The 20,962-nt window shown below is 67.8% G+C and carries 16 protein-coding genes; 6 read left to right on the top strand and 10 right to left on the bottom strand.

Features of this window, described 5'->3' with window-relative positions; translation table 11 throughout:
* Positions 1-32: 32 nt before the first annotated feature.
* Positions 33-3,098, bottom strand: a complete 3,066-nt coding sequence (locus PHI64_RS00885) for an MdtB/MuxB family multidrug efflux RND transporter permease subunit (RefSeq protein ID WP_299877138.1) — start codon at positions 3,096-3,098, stop codon at positions 33-35.
* 43 nt (positions 3,099-3,141) lie between these two features.
* Entirely contained in the window at positions 3,142-4,383 is a 1,242-nt protein-coding gene (locus PHI64_RS00890; RefSeq protein ID WP_299877140.1) for an MdtA/MuxA family multidrug efflux RND transporter periplasmic adaptor subunit, read from the bottom strand.
* A gap of 257 nt (positions 4,384-4,640) precedes the next feature.
* Between PHI64_RS00890 and PHI64_RS00895 the strand changes: the two genes are divergently transcribed.
* Entirely contained in the window at positions 4,641-5,687 is a 1,047-nt protein-coding gene (locus tag PHI64_RS00895; RefSeq protein WP_299877143.1) for a sensor domain-containing diguanylate cyclase, read from the top strand.
* 26 nt (positions 5,688-5,713) lie between these two features.
* On the opposite strand, the gene PHI64_RS00900 is transcribed toward PHI64_RS00895, so the two are convergent.
* From PHI64_RS00900 to PHI64_RS00910, 3 genes are all read right to left on the bottom strand, one after another.
* Positions 5,714-6,904 (bottom strand): PepSY domain-containing protein, encoded by a 1,191-nt coding sequence (locus PHI64_RS00900; RefSeq protein WP_299877146.1) that lies wholly within the window; start codon positions 6,902-6,904, stop codon positions 5,714-5,716.
* Between the two features lie 20 nt (positions 6,905-6,924).
* Positions 6,925-8,958, bottom strand: coding sequence for a TonB-dependent receptor (locus tag PHI64_RS00905; RefSeq protein WP_299877148.1), 2,034 nt, complete (start codon positions 8,956-8,958; stop codon positions 6,925-6,927).
* Positions 8,959-9,137: 179 nt separating this feature from the next.
* Positions 9,138-10,478, bottom strand: coding sequence for a PEP-CTERM sorting domain-containing protein (locus tag PHI64_RS00910; RefSeq protein ID WP_299877151.1), 1,341 nt, complete (start codon positions 10,476-10,478; stop codon positions 9,138-9,140).
* 225 nt (positions 10,479-10,703) lie between these two features.
* Between PHI64_RS00910 and PHI64_RS00915 the strand changes: the two genes are divergently transcribed.
* From PHI64_RS00915 to PHI64_RS00925, 3 genes are all read left to right on the top strand, one after another.
* Positions 10,704-11,399 carry a 2'-5' RNA ligase family protein gene (locus PHI64_RS00915; RefSeq protein WP_299877154.1) on the top strand — a complete coding sequence of 232 codons (696 nt, stop codon included), beginning with the start codon at positions 10,704-10,706 and terminating at the stop codon, positions 11,397-11,399.
* 113 nt (positions 11,400-11,512) lie between these two features.
* Positions 11,513-11,896 carry a thioredoxin family protein gene (locus PHI64_RS00920; protein WP_299877157.1) on the top strand — a complete coding sequence of 128 codons (384 nt, stop codon included), beginning with the start codon at positions 11,513-11,515 and terminating at the stop codon, positions 11,894-11,896.
* Between the two features lie 11 nt (positions 11,897-11,907).
* On the top strand, positions 11,908-12,654 hold the full coding sequence (locus PHI64_RS00925) for a cytochrome c biogenesis protein CcdA (RefSeq protein WP_299877160.1): 747 nt from the start codon (positions 11,908-11,910) through the stop codon (positions 12,652-12,654).
* A gap of 21 nt (positions 12,655-12,675) precedes the next feature.
* On the opposite strand, the gene PHI64_RS00930 is transcribed toward PHI64_RS00925, so the two are convergent.
* Complete coding sequence (locus PHI64_RS00930) at positions 12,676-13,221, bottom strand: MarR family transcriptional regulator (RefSeq protein ID WP_299877163.1); 546 nt, start codon at positions 13,219-13,221, stop codon at positions 12,676-12,678.
* A gap of 112 nt (positions 13,222-13,333) precedes the next feature.
* Here PHI64_RS00930 and PHI64_RS00935 point away from each other — a divergent pair, with 112 nt between their 5' ends.
* On the top strand, positions 13,334-14,200 hold the full coding sequence (locus PHI64_RS00935; RefSeq protein ID WP_299877165.1) for an EamA family transporter: 867 nt from the start codon (positions 13,334-13,336) through the stop codon (positions 14,198-14,200).
* A gap of 25 nt (positions 14,201-14,225) precedes the next feature.
* Here PHI64_RS00935 and purT read toward each other — a convergent pair whose 3' ends face one another.
* From purT to PHI64_RS00955, 4 genes are all read right to left on the bottom strand, one after another.
* Positions 14,226-15,440: a formate-dependent phosphoribosylglycinamide formyltransferase gene (purT, locus tag PHI64_RS00940; RefSeq protein WP_299877168.1), complete on the bottom strand. Its 1,215-nt coding sequence runs from the start codon at positions 15,438-15,440 to the stop codon at positions 14,226-14,228.
* Between the two features lie 238 nt (positions 15,441-15,678).
* Positions 15,679-17,241, bottom strand: coding sequence for a DUF5666 domain-containing protein (locus tag PHI64_RS00945; protein ID WP_299877171.1), 1,563 nt, complete (start codon positions 17,239-17,241; stop codon positions 15,679-15,681).
* 46 nt (positions 17,242-17,287) lie between these two features.
* Positions 17,288-18,754, bottom strand: coding sequence for a DUF5666 domain-containing protein (locus PHI64_RS00950; protein ID WP_299877174.1), 1,467 nt, complete (start codon positions 18,752-18,754; stop codon positions 17,288-17,290).
* Positions 18,751-19,608 carry a DUF6502 family protein gene (locus tag PHI64_RS00955; protein WP_299877177.1) on the bottom strand — a complete coding sequence of 286 codons (858 nt, stop codon included), beginning with the start codon at positions 19,606-19,608 and terminating at the stop codon, positions 18,751-18,753. Before PHI64_RS00955 ends, PHI64_RS00950 begins: the two co-directional genes overlap by 4 nt.
* Before the next feature lie 112 nt (positions 19,609-19,720).
* Here PHI64_RS00955 and PHI64_RS00960 point away from each other — a divergent pair, with 112 nt between their 5' ends.
* The gene (locus tag PHI64_RS00960; protein WP_299877179.1) at positions 19,721-20,914 is read left to right on the top strand and encodes a S8 family peptidase; all 1,194 of its coding nucleotides are present in this window, start codon (positions 19,721-19,723) and stop codon (positions 20,912-20,914) included.
* Positions 20,915-20,962: the final 48 nt, after the last annotated feature.

Below are 20,962 nucleotides of genomic sequence, written 5' to 3' on the forward strand. Positions count from 1 at the left end.
GAAGCGTCCGCTGCGCACGGCATGCCCCACCCTCACGCCGCCCTCCGCGCCAGGCGGTCGAAGGCCAGGTAGATCACCGGGGTGGTGAACAGCGTGAGCACCTGGCTTACCAGCAAGCCGCCAACCATGGTGATGCCCAGGGGCTGGCGCAGCTCCGAGCCGACGCCGCTGCCCAGCATCAGGGGCAGCGCCCCCAGCAGGGCCGCAAGGGTGGTCATCAGGATGGGGCGAAAGCGCAGCAGGCAGGCCTGGAAGATCGCCTCTCGGGGGGCCAGCCCCTGCCGGCGCTCGGCGTCCAGGGCGAAGTCGATCATCATGATCGCGTTCTTCTTGACGATGCCGATGAGCAGCACGATGCCGATGATGCCCACGATGCCCAGCTCGGTGCGGGCCAGCAGCAGTGCCAGCAGCGCACCCACCCCGGCAGAGGGCAGGGTGGACAGGATGGTGACCGGGTGAATGTAGCTCTCATAGAGCACGCCCAGCACGATGTACATGGTCACCACCGCCGCCAGGATCAGCAGCAGGGTGTTGGTGAGGGAGGCCTGGAAGGCCAGGGCCGCGCCACGGAAGCTCGTCTCGATGCTGGCCGGCAGTTCCAGCTCGGCCTCGGCCTGGCGGATGGCGGCGACCGCATCGCCCAGGGCCGCGCCGGGGGCGAGGTTGAAGGACACCGTGACCGCCGGAAACTGGCCGATGTGATTGACCGCCAGGGTGGCCGGCCGCTCGACGATGCGGGCCACCGCCGACAGGGGCACCTGGGCGCCGCCTGTGCCCGGCACGTACAGGCTGGCCATGGCCGCCGGGCCATTGCGGAACTGGGGCTGTACCTCCAGCACTACCCGGTACTGGGTGGCCTGGGTGAAGATGGTTGAGATCAGGCGCTGGCCGTAGGCGTTGTAGAGGGCGTTGTCGATGGCAGCGGTGCTCACCCCCAGGCGGCTGGCGGCGTTGCGGTCGATCTCGACCCAGGCCTGCAGGCCCTTGTCCTGCAGGTCGCTGGCCACGTCGGCCAGCTCCGGCCGCGCCCGCAGGCGCGCCACCAGCTGCGGCACCCACTCGGCCAGGGCCGCGGCATCGGGTGACTGCAGCGAAAACTGGTACTGGGTGCGGGCCACCCGGTCTTCAATCGACAGGTCCTGCACCGGCTGCATGTAGAGGGTGATGCCGGCCACCCGCTCCAGTTCGGGCCCCAGGCGCCGGATCACCTGGCTGGCGCTGGCGTCCCGCTCGGCCAGGGGCTTGAGGCTGATCATCATGCGTCCGCTGTTGAGAGTGGCGTTGGTGCCATCCACCCCGATGAAGGACGACAGCCCGGCCACCGCCGGGTCCTTCAGCACCACTTCGGCCACCGCCTGCTGGCGTTCGGCCATGGCCTGGAAGGAGATGGACTGGTCGGCCTCGGTGATGCCCTGGATCACCCCGGTGTCCTGCACCGGAAAGAAGCCCTTGGGCACAGCCACGTACAGCAGCGCAGTGAGCGCCAGGGTGCCCACGGCCACCAGCAGGGTCAGGCCCTGGCGCTGCAGCACCCATTCGAGCATCACCCCGTAGCGGGCGATGACCCGGTCGAAAAATGCCCCGGTGACCTTGTAGAAGCGCCCCTGCTCGGCGTCGGGCACATGGCGCAGGAGGCGCGCGCACATCATCGGCGTGAGGGTCAGGGACACGAAGGCCGAGATCAGGATGGCGATGGCCAGGGTGATGGCGAACTCGCGGAACAGCCGGCCCACCACGTCGCCCATGAACAACAGCGGGATCAGCACGGCGATCAGGGAGACGGTGAGGGAGATGATGGTGAAGCCGATCTGCTTCGCCCCCTTCAGCGCCGCCTGCATGGGCGACTCGCCCTCCTCCACGTAGCGGGCGATGTTCTCGATCATCACGATGGCGTCGTCCACCACGAAGCCGGTGGAGATGGTGAGGGCCATCAGGGTGAGGTTGTTGAGACTGAAGCCGGCCAGGTACATCACCCCGAAGGTGCCCACCAGGGACAGGGGCACCGCCACGCTGGGGATGAGGGTGGCCGGCACGCTGCGCAGGAACAGGAAGATCACCATCACCACCAGGGCCACGGCAAACATCAGCTCCACCTGCACGTCGTGCACCGAGGCGCGGATGGTGGTGGTGCGGTCGGAGATCACCCGCACATCCACCGACGCCGGCAGGCTGGCGGTCATCTGGGGCAGCAGGGCGCGCACCCGGTCGGCCACGTCGATGACGTTGGCGCCGGGCTGGCGCTGCACGTTGATGATGACCGCCGAGGTCTGGTCGGCCCAGGCCGCCAGGCGGATGTTCTCGGCGTCGTCCACCAGGGTGGCCACGTCGGACAGGCGCACCGGGCTACCGTTGCGGTAGGCGACGATCACGCCCCGGTATTCGTCGGCCGAACGGAGCTGGTCGTTGGCGTCGAGGGTGGAGGCCCGCTGGGGGCCGTCGAAGCTGCCCTTGGCCTGGGTGACGTTGGCGTTGGCGATGGCCGTGCGCAGGTCTTCCAGGCCCAGCCCGTAGGCCGCGGCAGCGGTGGGGTTGACCTGCACGCGCACCGCCGGGCGGCGCCCGCCGGCAATGCTCACCAGCCCCACCCCCGCCACCTGGGAGATCTTCATGGCCAGGCGGCTCTCCACCAGATCATGGACCCGGGTGATGGGCAGGCTGGGAGAACTGACCGCCAGGGTCAGGATGGGCGCATCGGCCGGATTGACCTTGCTGTAGGTGGGCGGCGCCGGCAGATCGTTGGGCAGCAGGCTGGACGACGCGTTGATGGCTGCCTGCACCTGCTGCTCCGCCACATCCAGCCCCATATTGAGGCTGAAGCGCAGCGTGATCACCGAGGCGCCCCCCGAGCTGGTGGACGACATTTCGTCGAGCCCGGGCATTTGCCCGAACTGGCGCTCCAGCGGCGCGGTGATGGCCGAAGTCATCACGTCGGGGCTGGCCCCGGGGTAAAGCGTCTTGACCTGGATGGTGGGGTAATCCACCTCGGGCAGGGCCGAGATGGGGAGCAGGCGGTAGGCCACAAACCCCACCAGCAGGATGGCGAGCATCAGCAGCGAGGTGGCCACCGGCCGCAGGATGAACAGGCGCGACGGGTTCATGCCACCCTCCCGCGGGCCACGCGCAGCTTGAAGGCGTCCATGCTCAGCGCCCCGGCCGGCCCGGACCGCCCCGACGCCCCTCCCGGCCGGGCGCATCCACCACCTTCGGGTCGATGGCCTCCACCTTGGCCCCGTCCTTGAGCTTGTCCAGGCCATCCACCACCACCCGGTCGCCGGCAGCCAGACCGGCCTCTACCGCCGCCATGCCGGCATCGGCAGGGCCCAGGCGCACCGGCACGGCAGCCACCTTGCCGTCGGCAGTCAGGCGGTACACGAAGGCCCCCTTGCTGCCTTGCTGTACCGCCGCCGTGGGCACGGTGACCACGCCGCTGAGGGTGTCCAGCAACAGCCGCACATTGACGAACTGGTTGGGGAACAGGCTACCGTCCTTGTTGGCAAAGTCGGCCTTCAGCTTCACCGTGCCGGTGGTCGAGTCGATCTGGGCGTCCACCGCCAGCAGGCTGCCTTCAGCCAGACGGGTCTTCATCTCCCGGTCCCAGGCCTCCACCTTCAGGCCACGGCCCTCGCGCAGACGTTTCAAGATCGCCGGCAGGCGCTCCTCGGGCACCGGAAACACAGCGGTGATCGGGCTCACCTGGGCAATCGTCACCAGCCCGGCCGTGTCGGAGGCCTTCACGATGTTGCCCGGGTCCACAGCCCGCAGGCCCACCCGGCCGCTGATCGGCGCCTTGATGGTGGTGTAGGAGAGCTGCAGCTCGGCGCTGCGCAGGTTGCCCTCGTCGGCCTGCACGGTGCCCTGGTACTGGCGCACCAGCGCCTCCTGGGTATCCACCTGCTGGCGGGCGATGGAGTCCTGGGCGAGCAGCCCGCGGTAGCGCTCCAGGTCGATGCGGGCGTTCTTCAGCAGGGCCTGGTCGCGGGCGAGCTGGCCGCGGGCCTGCTCCAGAGCAGCACGGAAAGGTTCGGGGTCGATCTGGGCCAGCACCTCGCCGGCCTTCACCGGCTGCCCCTCGACGAACTTCACCGCCAACAGCGGGCCATCCACCCGGCTGCGCACGATGGCGAGGTTGCGCGGCACCACGCTACCCAGGGCCGGCACGCTGACACGCACGTCACCGGTACTCAGGCTTGCCACCGTGACGGGCACCGGCCGCTCACCCCGGGGACCGGCAGCCTCGTGCCCCCCCGCCTTGCCCTCAACCGGCGCAGCGCCCTGCTTGAGGTAATAGGCCCCTCCCCCGGCGGCAACGAGCAGGCCGAGAACCCAGGGCAGGTAGGAAGATTTGGAGCGTTGCGATGGCGCAGCAGAAGACGGGCTGGACATGGATGGACTTTCAGGGAAGCACCGGCAGCCTGGCCGGATCAGAAGGACTGGAATGCTACACGATGGACCCAGCCGACTGCCCATTGACCCGCAGGCCTGTAAAACGATCCCGCCCCGCAAAAAAATCCGCCGGGGCCGGCGCCCTTCCCCCAAGCGCCCTAAGACACACCTTTTAACATTCATAATACCCACAACGAATGGGACTTGAATCATAGTCAGAACGTGCTGCAGCGCCCCCCTCAACGGAGACTTGCCCGATGACATTCCCACCTGGCGCCGCCCTTCCGAGCGCCGAGGATCTGCTTTCCATCATCCGTGTTCAAACGGAGATCGCCCGGCTTGGGCTGGATCTGGACGCCGTGATGGGCTTGGCCGCCACCGCCAGCATGGAACTCACGACCGCCGACGGCGCCGCCGTGGAGATCGTCGAAGGCCCGCTGATGGTCTACCGCGCGGCAGCCGGCGCTGCGCTGTCCCAGCTCGGGATCGGCATCGACGCGGAACACAGCCTGTCGGGGCTGTGCGTGCGTAGCGGCAGCCCCCTGAGTTGTGACGACGCGGAGAGCGACCCCCGGGTGGATCTGACCGCCTGCCGCAAGGTGGGGCTGCGGGCCATGGCGGTAGTCCCCCTGCGCTACGACAAGGACACGGTGGGTGTGCTCAAGGTCATGTCCCGGCGGCCTGCCGCCTTCGGCCACCGGGAGCTCGAGATTCTCAAACTGCTGGCCGATCTGCTGGCTGCGTCCATGTACTTCGCCGCCCGCTGCGGCAACGACGCCCTGTTCCACCGGGCCACCCACGACATGCTCACCGGTCTGGCCAACCGTGCCCTCTTCCTCGACCGTCTGCGCAACGCCCTGCTCCAGGCCGACCGGGAAAACAACCAGACCGGCGTGCTGATGGTGGACATGGACGAACTGAAACAGATCAACGACCGCTTGGGTCATCGGGTCGGTGACATCGCGATCCGCGAGTTTGCCCAGCGCCTCGCCAACGGCGCACGGCGCTCCGACACCGTGGCTCGGCTCGGGGGCGACGAGTTCGGCGTGGTGCTGAGCCCGACCGCCAGCACCGACGGTCTGCAGGCCAGCACCACACGGCTGGAACAGCAGGTGCACGGACCGTTGCGGGTGGATGGTCATGAGATCAACCTGGGCGCCAGCTTTGGTGCCGCCCTCTACCCCGACGACGCCTCCGACATCGAAAGCCTGCTCGACAAGGCCGACCAGGCCATGTACGCCACCAAACGCACCCGCAAGAGCACCCGCCCCGGCGCCCCCCTGCCAGACGCAAACGGCATCTGAAACCACAGGCCCTCGCTGGGTCGAGCTTATTCGACCTCCACACGCGACCTCACCGGCAAGCCGCCAACCGAAGTCCCGGGTCGAGTGCATTCACCCCGGCGGACTTTCTTCCTCGCGGCGCGCTTGTGCCGCCAGCGGAGCCAGCCTGTGACCAGAAGGACGGTGGGGATCAGGCCGCCGATGCAGGCGAGGATGCGGCCGCCGAGGCCCAGGGCTTCTCCGTTGTGCAGCGGGTGCATCCAGTCCATGAAGCGGTCTCCGGCTGTATTGCGGCGGTAGTCCCGGGTGGCCAGCACGGCGCCGGTGCCCGGGTCGATCCACACCTGGCTATGGGGGAAGCGATGCCCCGGGTCCTCCGCCACATGCATGCGGACGGCAATCGGCCGCCCCGCCTGGCCTGGGGTTTCGATCCAGCGCACCTCGCCCCGGGGAAGCTCGCCGCGGGCGATGGTCATGGCCTCGTCCAGCGAGAGGGCGGGCACGCCATCCGGCAGCAGGCCACCGGGCCCACGGTAGAGCGGGCTCAAAGGTGACACGGCCGCCACCACCGGCCTGGCCAGATCGGGCAGGGACAGCACCACTCCGGTGAAAGCCAGCACCGCCAGCACCACCAGGCCGTACACGCCCGAAAGCACATGCAGGTCGTACACCCAGCGCACCCTGCCGGCGCGCAGCACCGGTCGCAATGCCGTCGCCAGCCGCGCCCGGCTCGGCCACCACAGCACCATGCCGCTGATCAGGGAGAACAGCATCACCAGGCCGCAGTAGCCCACGATGTCCTTGCCGGCCTGCCCGAGCAGCAGGGTGTAGTGCAGGTCGTAGAGCCAGGTGGTGAGGTAGTCGCCCCAGAAGCGGTGGCTGGTTTCGGCCAGGGTGTGGGGGTCGAGGCTCAGCATCAGGGGCGCAAACCCTCGGCCGGCGGTTTCCGGCGGGTTGTAGTAGCGCACCAGCAGGGGCCGGTCGGGGGCCAGGGGCATCTCGATGCGCCACGGGCCGCTGCGCTCGGGGTGCAGCCGGCGCAGTTGGGCGAGCACGGCGTCGGGCGAGGGCGGCGGCGCCGGCGCTTCGACCCGGATCTGCGGGTTGATGAGCTCATCCACCTCCAGATAGAACACCAGCAGGCTGCCAGTGAGCCCCAGCAGCGCAAATACGCCGCCAAGGCTCAGCCCCACCCACAGGTGCAGCTTGAGCCACAAGCGGCGAGACGCGGCGCGCACGGTTCAGGCCTGGAGGGCGCTCAGAACTTTACCGCCACCGAACCATACACGCTGCGCGGAGTGCCCGGTGCGTGCAGGGACTGGGCCCCGTCCCACCATACGTACTCGCTGTAGCGGTCGAAGAGGTTGCGCACCTGCACTTCCAGATTCACCACAGGGCTCAGGCGATAGGCAGCGGACAGATTGGCGTGGGCGTAGCCACCGAACTTGCCGGTGGTGTTGCTGCGCTCCAGGTAGTAGCTGCTCTGGCCCATGACCCAGGCGGACAGGCGCAGGGCGTCGCTGGCCTGGTAGTCGGCACCGGCGTTGTAGAGCAGGTGCGGCACGTGGTCGATCTCCTTGCCCAGGCTGGCCGGCAGGGACGAATCGGGCTGCAGGATCTTCGAGCGCTGCAGGGCCGTGGACACCCACAGGCCCAGCTGCCGGGTCGGGCGGGCGTTGAGCTGCAGGTCGATGCCCTGACGGCGGGTCTGGCCGATGTTCTCGGCGTCGTTGGCAGGGTCGTTGAGCTTGCGCCGGGCTTCGTTGGAGGCGGTCTGGCGCCAGGCGGCGATGCGTCCGTCGAGCCAGGCGACGGGGCGGAACTTGATACCGGCCTCCCAGCCCTCATTGATGGACGGCGACAGGTCGGCGTTCTGGTTGACCTTGTAGGACGCGGTGCCCACGCCCACCTGGAAGCTGCGCCCCCAGTTGCCATACACCGAGGCCGCGTCCGACAGGGCGTACACCGCCGAGAACTTGGGCTGCTTGATGGTGCCGTAGTCGTTCACGTCATACACCCGGCCGTTGAGCTGGTTGGTGTAGCTGCCGGTGATGCGATCGGCGCGGAAGGCCGGGGTCAGGGTGAGGCCGGCCAAGGGCTTGATGACGGCCTGGACGAAGGCGCCGGTGGTATCGAAATCGAACTGCTGGTTGCGGGTCTGGGTCTGGCGCACCTGAGAGACGGTGTTGTAACGCTGGCTGCGGTTGTCCTGGTGCTCCACGTCCACACCACCCATCACCGACACGTCGCCGATCGCCGTCTTGCCGGCCCGCCAGGTCAGGGTGGTGGAGGCCCCGGTGTGGGTTTCGGCCACTAGGCGTTCCTGTTGCGAAACACCGGCGGAGTAACGTACGAAGCGCCGGTCATCCAGGTTGTTGAGGTAAATCTGGCCGGTCCAGAACACACGCTCGGCCAGCCCGGATTCACCCTGCAGGGCAAACTGGCTCACCTGGCGGCGGTCCTCGTCGGTGGCATTGTGGGCCGGCGACTGGTCCGGGTTGGCGCGGGCCTGGGCGCGGGTCAGGTAGCCGGCCTCGTCGGCGGTGGCGGTGTAGTGGCGGGCGATCACCCCGAAACGGCTGGTGCCGCCAGAGGGGGTGAAGAACCACTTGCCCGAGAAGCTGCCGTTCTCGGCGTTGGCATGGTCCCGGTAGCCGTCGGTGCGCTGCAGGGAGACGGCGTAGTTCTGGGCCAGGCCGTCCTGCTCGATGCCGGCGGCGGCCTGCAGTTCGCGGGTGGCAAAGCTGCCAACGGTGGCCCGGCCAAGCAGGTAGTTGCCGCCGCTGCGGGTGAGGATGTTGGCGTTGCCGGCGATGTTGTGCAGGCCGTAGCGCGGGTCGTTGGTGCCCCGCACCACCTCGATGGACTCGATATCCAGGCGCGGCGCCAGGTCGATGTAAGGCATGTTGCCGTCATTGCTGTTGGACGGCACCCCGTCGATCAGCAGCTTGACCGCGTTGATCTCCCCTTCCCCATTGAAGGCACGCATGGAGAACTTGCCCGAGGTGGTACCCTGACCAAACTGGGTCAGCATGACACCGGGCACCTGGCCGAAGAGCTCCCAGTTGTTATTCACCACCTGGGCTTCAATGCGCTCGGTGGGCAGGATGTCCACCGAGCTGAGCACGCGGCGGGCCTCCAGCGGGCCATCGGCCGTCCCGCTGACCACCACCTGACCGAGAGTCAGCGCAGTGTCGCCATTCGGGGGCTGGGCGATGACGGGGCCGCTCAGGACCAGACCCAGGGCCAGGGCGATCGGGGTGGGGCGGAGCATGGGGCGAAGGGTGCGCATCGGAAGTCCTTGTCAGTCGGCGATGGGGCCGGACTTTAGCAAGGGGCGCGCTGGAGAAAACTTGATCCAGGCCTGTAAACGGCCCGCTGCGACACTATGCCGCAGGAAGCGACACCGGCCGGAAAACCCGGCCGGTGTCGTGTGTCTGCGCGCCGGGGGGCCGGCGCGCGGCAACCTGCTTACTGAACCTTGCGGCGGGCGCGCACGGCCACGGCAGACGCCAGGCCAAGGGCCACCAGCAGGGCACTGGCCGGCTCCGGAACGGTACCCGGGTTCGGGTTGGGAGAGGCGCCCGGCGCAAACGCCGCGCCACCATAGGTGAAGTAGCTGTCGTAGTTGTCGTAACCGGAGAGCAGCAACTGGAACACCTCGTCAGCCGAGACGGTCAGCGGACCAGTCTGGCTGGACACGTCGATGTTGGCGTAGCACAGCACGCCGAACATCACGCAGGTGGGCGACACCGGCACACCATTGAACTTGAGCGACCCCAAGGCCGTGCCAGGGATGATGATGCTCATGTAGTCGGTCGGGAAAGCTGCCGTGCCGGAGGGAGTGGCAAAGACATAATTCTTGAGCCACTGATCCTTGCCCGGAACAATGGTCATGGCCGGATCGGTGTTGGTGCCCGCCTCACTCTGACCCACCAGGTACTGGGCCACCAGCACCGGCTTGTCGGCCACCACGTCGGAGCCGGTGGTGATGCGGATTTCCTTGAACTCGCCGGCGTTGAGCGTGCCCTGGGGCACACCATTCACCGTCACGACCGTACCGTTCTCGGCGGCCACGATACGCACCACATCACCATTGACGCCGGTACGGGGCGTCGGCGCCACGTAGTACTCCTTGGACAGGGACGCGATGGAGGGCATCTGCTCGACGATGTGGTCACAGGCCACCGAGCTCGAAGGGACATTGGTACACGCATTGCCCGACAACACGGCGATCGGCTTGTCAGACTCAACCATGGAGCCGGTCAGCTCCTGGCTGCGGGCAACCATGTAGGTCTGGCCAGCATTGAGGGTCTGAACCACGCTTTCACCGGTTTTCAGGGAGAAGGTGACCTTGGTATTGTCCTGGGTCGCCTGGACCGAAATCTGCTCGGGTGAGAAGGAGCTGGCATAGGTGGACACCACATACTTGGTGCCAAGCTTGTCTCCGTCAATCAGGTAGCTCATGTCGGTGGTGAAATCCTGACGGCTCAGGTAATAACCACTGATATTGGAACTCGATGAAATCTTGAAACCCAGATCCTGCACGAGGTTGTTGCCAAGCTCCGCGGAGTTGGGAACGGTGATGACCGAGAAGCCGCTGCTGCCGAGATCGAAGACCTGGTTGAAACCATTCGCACCGGTCACGGAGCCGGTCGTATTGGCGGCTCCGAAGACAAAGGCCTGGCGCACACCTGCGCCGGCATAGTTGGGGTTCAACTGGAAATACAGTTCATTGGCGCTGGCCTGGGTGGCGCCGAGGAGGCCAACAGTCAGCAGTGAAGCTGAAATCGCTTTCATCGAGTAACGCATTTGAATCTCCCGCAAGTGAGGTCGTCGGACGTTGGGTAATCTCCCGTGTAACAAATTGCAAAATTTGTACCAGAAAGCGCAAAGTGGCGCCCACAAAGGCGTTTGGCCACATTCCTATTTCAGGCAGTTAAATTTTTGTAAATTTTGTCGACAAAATATTTTGCCTGCTCAACCCACACCGGCCCCCAGTCGGCCGGCGCCCCATCCATCCTCTTTGAGCAAACCATGAAGACCCTCTCCGATGCCTTCCTGAAAGCCCGTCACACGCTGCAGAACGTGCGTCGCGACTTCCCTGAATGGCACCTCGGGCGGCCCGCCTATGCCCTGTGGGCCCTTGACGTGGACACGCGCGCCGTCAGTCAGGCAGTGGCCGTCGCCGCCCGGCACCTCGATGGGCTCCTGCTTGACGGCTACCACCGGCAAGCCCACATCACCCTGGCTCTGGGCGGCTTTCCGACCCCTGCGCCAACCCACCCCGACGACTATGGCCCGGCCGATTTCGAAGCACACGTCGAGGCGCTGCGGGCCATCGAGCTTGCCCCCTTCGAGATCGACATCGGCGGGCTGGCGAGCTTCACTTCGGCCCCCTTTCTGCACGTCAGCGACCCCGATGGCGGCATTGGGCGCCTGCATCAGGCCCTGGGCGGCGAACGCCCCGAGGGCCGCTACATTCCCCACGTCACCGTCGGCCTCTATTCGGGCGCATGGCCCACGGCCGAGGTGCTGCCGCACCTCCACGCCCTGGCAGCGCTGCCTCCGGTCCGCTGCCATATCGAGCGCGTGAGCCTCATGCGCTACGCCGCCACCGAGATCGGCGGCCCCCTTGCGACCCTTGCCGAGCATGACCTCGCCAGCGGCCGCCTGCTGTGGCGGGAGAAGTCGCCCTTCTCAAGCGCAATCACATCGGATACCACCAGCTGACCCGGGGGGAAATGTTCCGCCGCGTGTAAGAAAGGAAGCCCCGGCCCGACAAAGGTGCAAATGCCGCTGCAGCCCCCACGGCCGCAGCCCCTGCCACCTACCCGGAGCCTCCCATGAAAACCCTGATCCACGTGCTCGCCAGCGCCAGCCTGGCCCTCGCCGCCAGCACCGCCAGCGCCCTCGACATCCAGCCCTACACACCCCAGGCTCTCAGCGCCGCCCAGCAGGCCGGCAAGCCCGTGGCCCTGCATTTCCACGCCGACTGGTGCCCCACCTGCCGCGCCCAGGAGAAGGTCTTCAAGGGCCTCAAGCCCGATACCAGCCTCGACCTGCGTCTGCTGGTGGTGGATTACGACAAGGAACGCGCCCTCAAGCAAAGCCTCAAGGTGCGCACCCAGTCCACCCTCATCGTGTATCGGGGCGACAAGGAAACCGCCCGCCTGGCCGGCGAGACCGACGAGGCCAGCCTGCGCGCCGCCCTCAAGAGCGCCCTCTGAGGGCCGCTGCCATGAGCGACCCTCTCAGCGCCTCTCTCTCCCTCTCCCATCTGGGCCTCAGCCTGCTGGCCGGCAGCCTCACCACCCTGTCGCCCTGCGTGTTTCCCATCCTGCCCCTGGTGGTGGGCGGCGCGGTGCAGGCCAACCGCCTGGCCCCCGTGGCAATGGGTGTCGGCATGGCCGCCTCCTTCGCGCTGATCGGCCTGCTGCTGGGAGCCGCCGGCCCGGCCCTGGGCATCGACGGGGACAGCGTGCGCACGTTCGGCGGCATCCTGCTGCTGGCCCTTGCCGCGGTAATGCTGATCCCCGCCCTGAGCCGGCGCTTCACCGAGCTGATGCTGCCCATCGCCAGCTCGGCCAACAGCGCCTCCAGCCGCCTGGACAGCGGCTCACTGAGCGGGGCCTTTCTGCTGGGTGGCCTGCTGGGTCTGGTGTGGAGCCCCTGTTCCGGCCCCCTGCTGGCCTCGGCCCTGACCCTGGTGGCCAGCGAGGGCGGCGCCGGCCACGGTGCGCTGATCCTCGGCCTGTTCGGCACTGGCGCGGCGATCCCCCTGGTGGCCGTCGCCTACGCCTCGCGCAGCGGCTTCAACAAAGCCCGCGGCTGGGTGATGGCGCGGGTGGAAGCCGTAAAGAAGGCCTTCGGCGTCCTCATCGGCCTCACCGGCATCGCCATCCTCAGCGGTGCCGACAAGTGGCTGGAGGCGCGGGTGGTGAGCGTGCTGCCCGACGCCTGGGTCAATCTGACCACCTTGTTCTGAGGGCTCGTCCCGCCCCCCGCTTCAGGTGCCCTCGGGCCCCGACGCGCCTGCGTGGGGGCCCTCAAGCATCACCAGGAGTTCCGAGAGCCGCCCGTCAAGCTCGCTCATCGAGGCCGCAGGCAGGGCGCCCAGAATCGCCGCTTCGTTAGCCACGTGGGCCTCGATGGCACGATCAATCAGTGCCAGGCCCTTTGGCGTCAGCTGCACCAGTGTGCTCCGTGCATCCTTGGCGTTGGGCACCCGTTCAACCAAGCCACTGGACTCCAGACGTTGCAGCCGGTGAGTCATGGTTCCCGAAGTCACCATCAAGGCCGAGAACAAGGCCGTCGGTGCCAGGCAATAGGGTGCCCCAGCACGCCGCAGGGTGGCCAGCATATCGAACTCCCAGGCGCTCATCTCGAAGCGCGCAAAAGTCTCTTCCAACCGGCGCTGCAGGATCGCGGCGCAGCGTGTGACGCGGCCGATCACGCCCATCGGCTCAAGCTCGAGATCTGGGCGCTCCCGCCGCCATTGCGCCAGGATCACATCCACCGCATCAATCTGCCGACCTTCACTTTCAGGCTTCATTTATCTTGACTTCAAGAGAATCATTCACCAGACTTCATTTTATCTTGATATCGAGATTTATTCACGCCGTTCTGATCCGGGCCACCTTCTCATCACCATGTCGAATACGTCCATGCCCTCATCCGCCAAACCCCGCTGGGCGGATATCCTGCTTACCGCCACGGCCCCTGCCATTTGGGGGTCCACCTACATCGTCACCTCCGAACTGCTGCCCCCCGACCTACCCTTCACCGCGGCCCTGATCCGGGTGCTGCCGGCCGGTGTGCTGATGCTGCTGTTCATGGGGCAATGGCCGTCGCGTACCCAGTGGCCCCGTCTGCTGGTATTGGGCGCCCTGAACATCGGCATCTTCCAGGCCCTGCTGTTCATCGCTGCCTACCGGCTCCCGGGGGGGCTCGCCGCGGTACTAGGTGCCCTTCAGCCCTTGCTGGTGATGGGCCTGAGTTGGAGCATCGACAGGCAACACCCTTCCCGGTCGGCGCTGGCGGCCGGCCTGCTGGGGGTTGCCGGCATGGCGGTCCTGCTGCTGTCGCCTCGCACCGTTTGGGAGCCTTGGGGCATCGCCGCCGCCCTGGCCGGCGCGGCCAGCATGGCAGCCGGCACCTTCCTGGCGCGGCGCTGGCACTTTTCCATGCCGGTCTTCGCCTCTACGGGCTGGCAGCTCTTGGCCGGTGGCGTAATGCTGGCACCGGCAGCCTGGCTGTTCGACGCACCGCTGCCAGCCCTGAGTGGCACCCAGATGCTGGCTTATGCTTACCTGAGCCTAGCCGGCGCCCTGCTCGCCTATGCCCTGTGGTTTCGCGGCATTGCACGGCTGCCCGCCGTCGCCGTATCGTCTCTGGGGCTGCTCAGCCCCCTGGTAGCCGTGGTGCTGGGTTGGGCCGTGCTGGGGCAGGCGATGGGTGCTGGCGCTCTGGTCGGCCTGGTGTTGGTGCTCGGCAGCGTAATGGCGGTGCAACGGGCAGCGAGCCGGGCCTGAACACACCACCCCAGGCGCGCAATCCTCAACCCGCCACTGGCCTGACTTTTCCGGCGGCCAGCTTGGCGCGGCGGCGTGCCTCGTCCACATCCGAGCCGTTGGCCACCGCCACACCCATGCGGCGCCTGGTGAAGGCCTCCGGCTTGCCAAACAGGCGCAGGTCAGTATCCGGCACCGCCAGGGCCTCGGCCACGCCTTCAAAGGCGATGCCGGCCGCCTCCATGCCCCCATAGATCACCGCCGACGCACCCGGCGCACGCAGGCGAACATCCACCGGCAGGCCGAGGATGGCGCGGGCGTGGAGCTCGAATTCGGAGAAACGCTGGGAGCACAGGGTGACCAGGCCCGTGTCGTGGGGCCGCGGGCTGACCTCCGAGAACCACACCATGTCACCCTTCACAAACAGCTCCACACCGAACAGCCCGCGCCCGCCCAAGTTGGCGGTGACGGCGCCGGCGATCTCCCGGGAGCGGGCCAGGGCCGCCGGGCTCATGGCCTGGGGCTGCCACGACTCCACGTAGTCACCCGACACCTGCACGTGGCCGATGGGGTCGCAGAAATAGGTCTGCACCGTGCCACTGGCATCACAGGCACGCACGGTGAGCTGGGTGATCTCATAGTCAAAGTCGATGAAGCCCTCGACGATCACCCGCCCCTGGTTCACCCGCCCGCCGGCGGCAGCGTAGTCCCAGGCTGTTTGCACGTCGGTCGGCCCCTTGAGCAGGGACTGGCCCTTGCCCGACGAGGACATCACCGGCTTGACGATGCAGGGGTAGCCGATGGCCGGCTGGCCGTCGCTGCCGTCGATGGCAGCCTGCAACTGCTCGAGAGAATCGGCAAAGCGGTAAGGCGAGGTGGGCAGGCCCAGCTCCTCAGCGGCCAGGCGGCGGATGCCCTCCCGATTCATGGTCAACTGGGCGGCCCGGGCGGTGGGAATCACCTCGGCCAGGCCCTCGGCCTCGATCTGCACCAGCATGTCGGTGGCGATGGCCTCGATCTCGGGCACGATCAGGTGGGGCTTCTCCTGCTCCACCAGGGCACGCAGGGCGGCACCGTCGGTCATCGGGATCACATGAGCCCGGTGAGCCACCTGATGGCCCGGGGCGTTGGGGTAGCGATCCACGGCAATCGTCTCGACACCCAGGCGCTGCAGGGCGATCAGGACTTCCTTGCCCAGCTCGCCGGAGCCGAGAAGCATCACGCGCAGGGCGCTGGGGGAAAGAGGGGTGCCGAATTTCATGGGATCGCTCCGGGAGGGGTGGGGGCGGGATTATACGACCCCCACCAGAGCCGGGTGATGCCCCTCGTGGGGTCGAGTGAATCCGACCCCACGGAAGCGCGGGCTCCCGACTCCTGTCACGCGTTCCTGCCTCCCTGCCGGGTCGAACGAAAAAAACCGGGCAGTTTCCCGCCCGGTCAAGTTGCGACATCATCGTTCGGGGAGGCGCCGGGTACGTTGCCCGGCGCTCCCCGGTATTTCAGCGCCGGCTGCTGCGGTACTGCTTCCAGGATCGACCCGAGCTGGGGTCGAGGCCGCTGTAGGCGTCGGAGTCCTGACGGCCGGAGGTGACGGCGGGGTTGCGGATCTTGCGGGCAACCAGGGTGCCGCTGCTATCCAGGTAGCCATCCACCACCACGGCAGCGCCGTCGAGGGTGGTGGCGGTGACGCCGGCAAACACGGTCTGGTCGCTCCACTGGACCTTCTGGGTGGTGGTGCCTGCGGTGGTGAGGGTGAAAGTCTTCGTGGTGCTGTCCACGGTACCGGCAGTACCGCTGGCGCTGCGCATGGTGTAAGTGCTGGCACGGGTGCAGGCGAGGCTGGAGGCCAGGACCACGTCGGTGCCGCTCTGCACGCTGGCGGTCACCTTCACCACCGTGCCCACTGCCAGGGTCACACCGGGGCAGGCGGTGGCCAGGTCGATGCCGGCGGCGTCCACCGGCACGCCGCGCACCACGAAGGAACTCTGGTCGGTGAGGCTTTCGATGGCGCCGGTAAGGCGCACCCGGGCCAGGTCATCGGTGGTGCTGGCCTGGCGCACGCGGAGGGTGGTGGCGGTGATGCTGCCGTCGCTGCCGACGGTGCCGGTCACCTGCACATAGGCGCCGCTGGCCAGGGTGGCGCCGGTGGGGGTGACGGTGGCGCTGCCCACCAATACCTTGACGCCCTCGATCTCGAAGCTGCCGGTGGTGGCGCTGTAGTTGCTCACCAGGCCACCGAGCTGGGTGGTGCCGCTGGTGATGCTGTCGGCCAGGCTGGCGTTGACCACCTTCACCCGGGAAGCGTTGAGGGTCAGGGTGCTGCCGCTGGCCACCAGGGCGCTGGACGGGCCCCATACGGCGACGGTCTGGTCATTGGCCAGGGTCGCGGTGCTCGGCGCCAGGGTGGCGGCGGCATAGGACACGGTGAGGCCGTTGATGGCGAAAGTCCTGGCGGTGGTGTCGAGGCCGGCGATCTTGCCCATCACACGCACTGCCGTGATGGCGGCCTTCTTCTCGATTCGGCTGGCCTGGACCACGTAGGCCCTGGCGGTGCTGTCGTACACCACGCTGCCGTGCACCTCCACCAGATCGGTGGCGGCGATGTCGGTGAAGGCGGTGTAGCCGCCGCCGTACACTGTAACCACGCCCAGGGTGCTGTCGGTGTTGGCCCTGACAGCCTGGCCGGCAACGCGGAAGCTCAGCGCTGCGGTGTCGATGCTGCCGCTGGCCACGGCGCCGATCACCGCCGCATCCACCGTCACCCCCGAGGCGCTGCCGCTACCGTCATGGGCCACGCGCACCCGCTGGCCCAGTTGCAGGGCCACAACGCTGTAGCTGCCATCGGCGTTCTCGACCCGGGTGGTGGCCCGGGCGTCCTCGATTTCAACCCCATCCACATACACGCTGCCGAAGCCGGTCACCGTGCCACTGGCCGACTGGGCGATAGACGACGAGGCGCCGGATGTGGAACTGCTGCCTCCGCCACCCCCGCAGGCTGCCAGCACGAGGGCAGACAACAGGGCGGTGGCGCTCAGGGCGCGCGTGAGAATCGGATTGGTCATGCTTTGTGCTCCTGGTTTGACTGGAAAAACCGGGGGGCCGCCGTGTTCAGTCGGCCAGCCGCACCCGGGTCAGTCGCAACGTGCTGCTGCCTTGATCCATCACACCCTCAACCTCGACCCGAAGGCCGACCGACAGACTGGCGGGGTGCTGTTCGAAATAGGTGCGCGCATCCCAACGTGCGGCAAGCAGGGCACCCGAGGCGCTGACCCGCAGGCTGAGGCTGCGATTGACGGTGTCGATGGACTCCAGGCGGCCCTCGTAGTCGGCACTGGCCGACCCGGAGTAGGACTGACTGCAGCGCACGCTGGCGGCGCTCACCACCCCGCCGCTGGCGGCCAGACTGCCGCGAACTTCCACGTACACGTCGGAGGCGGCATTCACTGCCCGGCAGGAGGCGTCGATCGCCGTGGCGTCGGCCTGGATGGCCGTGCCCCGCAGGGTGAAGGCCACGCTGGCGGCGTTCCAGTCGATGCCCCGGGTCACGCCCTTGACCTCGGTGGTGCGGCCCAGATCGCTGCTGCCACGCTGCTTGACGCTGCTGGCCAGCAGAGTGCCGCCGGCACGGCTCAGCTCCACACAGACGAACTCGCCCCGCGCCAGCGCCGCTTCATCCACGTGCACACCATCCGCCAGTTTCACCCGCAGCCCCTGCACCACCACCGTGCGGCTGGCCGCGTCGTAGCCGGAAGCAAGGCCGCTGAGGCTCACGCCGGAGGCGGCATCCAGATCGCCGGAGCGGATCTCCGAGCCGGCCACCCGCAGGGCCACCAGCGGCGTGGCGGCCAGCCCGCTGCGGGCCACCCACACGCGCACCGTCTCGCCAAGGCTGACACGCCCCGCCGGAATGCCGTCGACGCGCGTGCCAGTGGCGGCGTTGAGACGCAGGGTACTGCCTTCAAGGGCGCTCACCACCCCGCCGAGGAGCACCGGATCGGGGGCCGTGGCCAGCCGTTCAAGACGCGTGGCCACCAGCTGCCAGACGCCCTGGACGCTGTCGTAGGCCCAGGCGCCGTGTACCTCCACCTCGCTGCCCAGCTGGATGGCGGCCGGGGTGGCAAAGCCGTCGAGCACGGTGGGGTTGCTGCGCGTAGCGTCATTGCTGCCGGTGACGATGCGCACCGGCTGGCCCAGCACCTGGAGCACGCCATCGGCCCCCGGCACCCGGGTTACCGGGCCAAGCAACTGGGCCTGCACTTCGATGCTGCTCGCCGCCCGGGCCCCCGAATACACCACACGCACGCGCTGCCCGAGCTTGACCGCCACATTGCGCACGGCACCGCTGGCATCCTCGGCCTGGCGGGTGGCGGCACTGTCGTCGTACTCCACCCCTTCGACGATGACCGACCCGAAGCCGGTCACGGCCCCGGAGGCCACACCACTGCCACCACTGCCGACGCCCGCCAGGTCGGTGGCGCCACCGCCACCACAGGCCGACACCAGGAAGATGACTGCAGCGAGCAGCACGGTGAGGCCACGGGGCACGGCTGCAGACGGGGAGCGACAGGCTTTCATCGGGGGGAATCCTCTTCATCGCCCGCCGGAGCGGCCGGTGCAAGCCCATCCATCGGGGCGGAATAACAGAACATGCCCAGGCGCACGCGGTGATCACCGCCGGCCGGTTCATCCTTTTCGCACAGGGGTACGGCGGCCTTGACCATGCTTGCCAGCACCTCCTGCCACAGGCGGGTAGCGAGCATCTCCAGCTCGCGGGCAGAGTCGGCCGACAGGCCATCGGCAAACACGCTCTGTTCGAGAAACTGGCGCGACTCCCCGCTGGTGAGGTTGTGCACCCCGGCGGCCAGGTGGTCGGCCACGCTACCAGCCACCATCCCGCGGGTTTCGTCGTGCCGGGCGTCAGGCACGAAGGCCGACCTGACCAGGCGCACCTGGCCCTCCGCCTCCTCCGCCACGCCCAGGCGCAGCAGCTCCTGGAGCACCGAGCGAGGGTGGAAGTCAGTGGACACCGAGCGGGCCAGGGCCTCGAAGGATGGCGCCGGGCCGGCGACGGGCAGCGTCTCGGGCAGTTCACCCGCCAGCCAACGGGTGGCCACCTGGCTGGCTGGCGTGGGCTTGCCCAGGCGCGCCGCTGCATCGGGCTCATGCAAGGCCGGAGCCAGGGCCCGCACATCCTTGCGGTGCAGGCCCGACAGCAGGCTCAGGGCCGAATCGGTGGGCTTGCCCTGGATGCGCTTGAGCTCCTGCTGCGCAGCCTTCAGAAACACTGGCTTCAGCGCCGCGGCGAACTCCCCGTGCCCCACCCCCGAGCGCAGCAACCAGGTCACCAGCGGCAGCATGACCGTGAGGGCGTGCTGCATCACCGGAGAGGCCGGCGACGACGCGGAGGGGGGCGCAACTGTGTCAGTCATGAAATGAGTATACATGGGAAATTTTCCCACTTAAAGTAATTGTCGCACCTGTCGCAATCATCAAAATCGCCTTATTTATCAAAATCGACACTTTCAACGAAGGAGATACGCCATGCATCGCCCTAGCCTCCAGCTGCTGACAGCGCTCGCCTGCCTCAGCACCGCCGCCCACGCCGAAAACACCCGGGCCTACATCGTCCAGTTCCAGGACTCGGCGGTGGAGGCACCCATCCGCAAGGCCGTGCGGGACAGCCGGATCGACAGCGACCCCCAGGGCTGGGGCTATGTGGATAGCCGGGTGGTCGAGCGCACCCAGGGCCTCGAGAGCCGCTACGGCGTCAAGGCCCGCCATGCCTTCAGCCAGGTCATGAAGGGTTTCGCCGCCGACCTGACCGACAGCCAGGTAGCCCGCCTCAAGGCCGACCCGACGGTGCTGGCCATAGAAGCAGACCAGCCCATGAAGGCCATCGCCCAGCTCACCCCGTGGGGCATCACCCGCACCGACGCCAACCTGTCGTCCACCCTGGCCGGCAATGGCAGCGGCAGCATCGGAAACGTCAATGTGTATGTGATCGACACCGGCATCGCCACCCACCCCGACCTCAACCTGGTGCGCCATGTAAACCTCACCACCGACCGCAAGAACACCGACTGCAACGGCCACGGCACCCACGTGGCCGGCACCATCGGCGCCCGGGACGACAGCGGCTACGTGGTCGGCATGGCCCCCGGCGTGCGCCTGACCGGCGTGAAGGTGCTCGACTGCACCGGTGCAGGCACGACTTCCAGCGTTATCAAGGGGGTAGACTGGGTCGCCGCCAACGCCGTCAAGCCGGCAGTGGCCAACATGAGTCTCGGGGGTGGCGCCAGCACCATGCTCGACAATGCCGTGCTCAAGGCGGTCTCAGCCGGCGTGGTATTTGCCATCGCAGCCGGCAACAGTGCGGCGGACGCCTGCTCTCAGTCGCCTGCGCGAGTCGGCGGCAGCCTGGCTGGCGCCCTGACCATTGCCGCCACCGACAGCGCCGATGCCGAGGCCAGCTTCAGCAACTACGGGAGCTGCGTGGATCTCTGGGCCCCAGGCGTAGGCGTCCTGTCCACCTACCTGAACAACGGCATGGCCACTGCCTCGGGCACCTCCATGGCCAGCCCCCACGCTGCCGGCGCGGCCGCCCTTTACCTCTCCCGCTACACCACCGCCACCCCAGCCGGTGTGGAGGCAGCCCTGCGCCAGGCTGCCGTCGTGCCGGGCACCCTCAGCAAGAACGGGCAGGCCGTGCGACGACTAGACGTGATCGGGTTCTAAGCGCCCGGGGCGGGGGCCCCGGCAGTACAATGCGGCCCCTGCCGACCG

The organism is Zoogloea sp., assembly GCF_028689785.1.
In the GTDB taxonomy this organism is placed as follows: Bacteria; Pseudomonadota; Gammaproteobacteria; order Burkholderiales; family Rhodocyclaceae; genus Zoogloea.

What these genes read in the sequence shown, in the direction of transcription:
- PHI64_RS00920 (WP_299877157.1), top strand. Translation starts at nt 11,513, where the DNA reads ATGAAAACCCTGATCCACGTGCTCGCCAGCGCCAGCCTGGCCCTCGCC.
- PHI64_RS00930 (WP_299877163.1), bottom strand. Translation starts at nt 13,221, where the DNA reads ATGAAGCCTGAAAGTGAAGGTCGGCAGATTGATGCGGTGGATGTGATC.
- PHI64_RS00890 (WP_299877140.1), bottom strand. Translation starts at nt 4,383, where the DNA reads ATGTCCAGCCCGTCTTCTGCTGCGCCATCGCAACGCTCCAAATCTTCC.
- PHI64_RS00895 (WP_299877143.1), top strand. Translation starts at nt 4,641, where the DNA reads ATGACATTCCCACCTGGCGCCGCCCTTCCGAGCGCCGAGGATCTGCTT.
- PHI64_RS00905 (WP_299877148.1), bottom strand. Translation starts at nt 8,958, where the DNA reads ATGCGCACCCTTCGCCCCATGCTCCGCCCCACCCCGATCGCCCTGGCC.
- PHI64_RS00945 (WP_299877171.1), bottom strand. Translation starts at nt 17,241, where the DNA reads ATGACCAATCCGATTCTCACGCGCGCCCTGAGCGCCACCGCCCTGTTG.
- PHI64_RS00935 (WP_299877165.1), top strand. Translation starts at nt 13,334, where the DNA reads ATGCCCTCATCCGCCAAACCCCGCTGGGCGGATATCCTGCTTACCGCC.
- PHI64_RS00885 (WP_299877138.1), bottom strand. Translation starts at nt 3,098, where the DNA reads ATGAACCCGTCGCGCCTGTTCATCCTGCGGCCGGTGGCCACCTCGCTG.
- purT (WP_299877168.1), bottom strand. Translation starts at nt 15,440, where the DNA reads ATGAAATTCGGCACCCCTCTTTCCCCCAGCGCCCTGCGCGTGATGCTT.
- PHI64_RS00960 (WP_299877179.1), top strand. Translation starts at nt 19,721, where the DNA reads ATGCATCGCCCTAGCCTCCAGCTGCTGACAGCGCTCGCCTGCCTCAGC.
- PHI64_RS00925 (WP_299877160.1), top strand. Translation starts at nt 11,908, where the DNA reads ATGAGCGACCCTCTCAGCGCCTCTCTCTCCCTCTCCCATCTGGGCCTC.
- PHI64_RS00955 (WP_299877177.1), bottom strand. Translation starts at nt 19,608, where the DNA reads ATGACTGACACAGTTGCGCCCCCCTCCGCGTCGTCGCCGGCCTCTCCG.
- PHI64_RS00950 (WP_299877174.1), bottom strand. Translation starts at nt 18,754, where the DNA reads ATGAAAGCCTGTCGCTCCCCGTCTGCAGCCGTGCCCCGTGGCCTCACC.
- PHI64_RS00910 (WP_299877151.1), bottom strand. Translation starts at nt 10,478, where the DNA reads ATGCGTTACTCGATGAAAGCGATTTCAGCTTCACTGCTGACTGTTGGC.
- PHI64_RS00915 (WP_299877154.1), top strand. Translation starts at nt 10,704, where the DNA reads ATGAAGACCCTCTCCGATGCCTTCCTGAAAGCCCGTCACACGCTGCAG.